The organism is Kribbia dieselivorans NBRC 106261 (assembly GCF_001552435.1).
Taxonomy (GTDB): domain Bacteria; phylum Actinomycetota; class Actinomycetes; order Actinomycetales; family Dermatophilaceae; genus Kribbia; species Kribbia dieselivorans.
The window spans coordinates 1-3,957 of the sequence record NZ_BCRE01000085.1 but is presented as its reverse complement, the minus strand read 5'-3'; the positions used below and the strand labels follow the sequence as shown (position 1 = coordinate 3,957).

The window sequence follows — 3,957 nt, the reverse complement described above, 5'->3', positions numbered from 1 at the left end:
CCGGAGCGTCGTTCGCCGGGCGCTGGCGGCTCGACCCCATCCCGCTCGTGTTCGAGGCGCAGGAGTGGGCGCCGCTCGAGGCGGCGCTGCAGCAGCGCGCCCGGCTGTTCGACGCGATCCTGGCCGATCTGTACGGGCCGAAGCGGTTGCTGCGCGATCACCTGTTGCCCGGGGAGATGTTCCTCGGGCACGACGGGTACCTGCTGCCGGCCCACGGCATCACCCTCCCCGGACCGCGGCAGCTGCCGATCGCGGCGGTCGACCTGGCCCACGGCCCGGACGGCTGGACCGTGGTGACGGACCGCACGCAGGCCCCGTCAGGCATCGGGTACGCCCTGGCCAACCGACGCCTCGTCACGCGCGTCATGGAGCCGTTGTTCCGCGATCTCCAACCGAACCGCCTCCGGGGGTTCTTCGACGTCCTCCAGCACGCCCTTCACCGCGCCGCGCCGGCCGGGGTGGCCAGTCCGCGCACGGTGCTCCTGTCGCCGGGCACGGCGGGTGACACGGCCTACGATCAGGCCCTCGTCTCGACGATCCTGGGCCACCCCCTCGTCGTCGCGGACGACCTCATGGTGCGCGACGGCGCGGTGTGGCTGCGTACCGGCGGGCGGCGGCAACGGGTGCACGTCATCCACCGTCACGTCGACGGCGACTGGATGGACCCGCTCGACCTGCGCCCCGATTCGCGACTGGGCGTGCCGGGGTTGCTCGCGGCCACCCGTCGCGGGGCGGTCAGCGTCGTCAACCCGATCGGCGCGGGCGTGCTCGAGAACGTCGGCATGGCCCCGTATCTCGACGCGGTGACGCGCGCGGTGCTGGGGGAGGACCTGCAGTTGCGTTCGCCGCAGACGTGGTGGTGTGGGCGCGAGGCCGACCGCTCCCACGTGCTGGCCAACCTCGAGCGGCTCGTCATCCGGCCGACCTCCCGCTCGAACACGCCGACGATCCGCCCCGGCTGGGAACTCGACGCGGCCGGCCGCGCCGACCTCGTCGGGCGCATCCAGGCACAGCCGTGGGCCTGGGCCGCGCAGGAGCCCGTCGAGGCAGCGACGTCACCGGTGATCACCGGCAGCGGGTTGTCGCCGCGCGTCACCGGGCTGCGGGCGTTCCGGATCGCCGTCGACGACGAGTACGTGGTCATGGCCGGTGGGTTGGCCAAGGTCGCCGGCAGCGAGGGCCAGACGCTCGTGCGCATCGAGCACGGGGTGCTCACCAAGGACGTGTGGGTGCTCGGCGGCGCGACCACCCCGGCGTGGCGTTCGCTGCGCGTCGTGGCCGGCGCCGGGGAGTCCGGTGGCGCGGCCCTGCCGTCGCTGTCGCCGCGCGCCGCGGGTGACCTGTATTGGATGGGCCGGTACGCCGAGCGGGCGGAGTCCACCGCGCGGCTCGTCGCCGTCACCGAGAACCTCGTCGACGACCACCTCACCCGCGCCGGCTCGGCCGGGCACACCGCGATGGAGGTGCTGCTGGGCGCGTTGGCCTCGGTCACCGGCGTACCGGGCGTGGCCGCGGCCGAGCCCGGCCACGAGAGCGAGGTCACTGATCACGTGCGCACGCTGCTCCTCGATGCCGAGCAGCCCGGCAGCGTGGCGTTCGCGGCGCGCCGCACCGCACAGAACGCCATCGGCCTGCGCGAGATCCTCGCGCCCGAGACCGTCGGTGTGCTCGGCACCCTCTCCGAGAAGCTGACCGAGGCGCGCGAGAGCGTCGAACTGTTCGACCCGCAGGGCGTGTGCGCGCAGGTGCTGCAGTCGTGCCTCGCGCTCGCGGGCAGTTTCGGAGAATCGATCGTGCGCGACGAGATCTGGACGTTCGTCGACGCCGGTCGACGCGTGGAACGGGCTCAGGCCACGGTCGGGTTGCTGCGCCGCACGCTGACCACGCAGCATTCGCCGGTGGCCGAGGCCGTCATCGTCGAGATGGTGCTGCGCGCCGGGGATTCGCTCATCACGTACCGGCGGCGCATGGCCGCCGGGGTCGGGTCGACGGTGCCGGCCGCCGAGGCCCTCGATCTGTTGCTCGACGAGCCGGCCAATCCGCGCTCCGTGCGTTATCAACTCGAGCGGCTGCTGGCGCACGTCGAGGGCGAGGACGACGCCCGGGTGCGCCAGGTCGTCGAGGCGGCCGTGGCGCTGCTGACCGGAGCCGAGTTCGAGGCCCTCGTCGTGGGCGATCGGGCCGGGCTGACGGCGCTCCTGGCCGATCTCGACGCACACCTGCGCGAGGTGTCGCACCTCATCGAACGCACCCACTTCGCGCCGCAGCGACCGATCCACACGTTCGCCGAGCGGGAACGACCCGGCCGCGTGTACCCCGCCGGAGGTGGGCAGTGACCGACGCCAGGAGCGAGGCGAGCACCCTGCACGGACCGCGCCGGTACTCCGTCACACACGTGACCGAGTACACCTACGAGGACGACGTGACCATGTCGTTCGGCCGGGCGATGCTCCGGCCGCGGGCCACGCCCCAGCAGGTGGTGACCTCGCACGACATCGCGATCTCGCCCGAGCCGGACGTGCTCGACGAGTCGCTCGACGCGTTCGGCAACTTCAGCCACTACCTCGAGATCTCGCAGCCGCACACGACCCTGTCGGTGACGAAGACGGCCACCCTGGACATCGCCTGGCCGCGGGAGGATCTGCGGGCGCTCGACCGGTGGTCGGTGGAACAGGCGGCCACGGCGCTCCGGGCCGATACGTCGCTGGACGCCTTCGAACGGGCCGCGTTCACGATGCCGTCACGCAACGTGACCATGGGCGAGGCGGAGGGTCGTTACGCCCGTGACCTGCTGCCCTCCGCCATGCCCTTGGGCGAGGCGATCGAGGCCGCGTACGGGCGCATCCACTCCGAGTTCGCGTATGCGCAGGGTGCGACGACCGTGACGACGACGCTGCCGGAGGTCATCGCCGAGCGCGCCGGGGTCTGCCAGGACTTCGCGCATCTGGCGGTCGCGGCGTTCCGCATCGTCGGGCTGCCGGCGCGGTACGTGTCGGGCTACATCGAGACGACGCCGCCGCCGGGCAAGGAGAAACTCGAGGGGTCGGACGCCTCGCACGCATGGGCCTCGGTCATGGTGCCCGGCGGGCGGTGGGTGGACCTGGACCCGACCAACAACCACCTGGCCGACTCGCGTTACCTCGTGACCGCGTGGGGCCGGGACTTCCGGGACGTCTCGCCGATGAAGGGCATCATCTTCAGCGACGGCAGTTCGTCGACGCTCAAGGTCGGCGTCACGGTCACCCGCCTGCCGTGAGGGCCCTCAGGCGAGCCGCGTGACGACGACCTCGGTGTGGCACTCGGCCTGCGCGTCGCCGCTGTAGATGGCGCGCAGGGTCGGGCAGTCCGAGCGGTCGCGGCCCCAGCCGATGATGACGTGACGCAGCCCGACCGGCTGGCCCAACGACGGATCCCAGCCGTGCCACGCGCCGTCCCAGTAGTCCAGCCACGACGTGATGACCGCCGGGGTCGGGCTGCCGGGTTCGGCGTCGTCGGGCGCGCGGTAGCCCGAGACGAAGCGGGCCGGCACCCCGACGGAGCGCAGTGCGGCGATGACCCGGTGCGTCACCTCGTCGGTGGCCGCCTCGCCCGCGGCGGCGTTGGCCAGCGTGCCCGAGAGGGTTTCGACCAGGTGGGTCGGGGTGCCGGCCGCAGCCCGGGCCGCGGTGGCACGTTGGTGGTCGGCGGCCGTGACCGGCGTCGGGTCGCCGGGCAGGAGGAACTCGCAGAACGAGTCGGCCACGCTCGGGGCATCGAGGTGGGTGAAGTCCGCGGCGAGTCGGCGGAACGGCCCAGCGGTGACGTTGACGTCGGAGAGCAGCGACGTCGTGAACCGGGTGTGGGCCTCGCGTACCTCGAGTTCGGTGACGCGCGTGCCCCAGTAGTCGTCGTACGTCAGCGCGAACCCGGACGGGTCGACGGCCAGCGGGTGGGCGAGCACGAGTTGGCGGGCCGTCG

Annotated in this window: 3 protein-coding genes; 2 read left to right on the top strand and 1 reads right to left on the bottom strand. The window is 72.8% G+C overall.

Annotated features, from left to right (window positions below; genetic code table 11):
* Both KD1_RS08060 and KD1_RS08055 read left to right on the top strand, forming a co-directional pair.
* Nucleotides 1-2,336 (top strand): circularly permuted type 2 ATP-grasp protein (locus KD1_RS08060; RefSeq protein WP_068400180.1); only part of this gene is annotated, 2,336 nt, incomplete at its 5' end.
* Nucleotides 2,333-3,256, top strand: coding sequence for a transglutaminase family protein (locus KD1_RS08055; RefSeq protein ID WP_068400177.1), 924 nt, complete (start codon nt 2,333-2,335; stop codon nt 3,254-3,256). The genes KD1_RS08060 and KD1_RS08055, both read left to right, overlap by 4 nt.
* A 6-nt stretch (nt 3,257-3,262) precedes the next feature.
* On the opposite strand, the gene KD1_RS08050 is transcribed toward KD1_RS08055, so the two are convergent.
* The coding region (locus KD1_RS08050; RefSeq protein WP_068400174.1) for a transglutaminase-like domain-containing protein at nt 3,263-3,957 on the bottom strand (695 nt) is incomplete at its 5' end.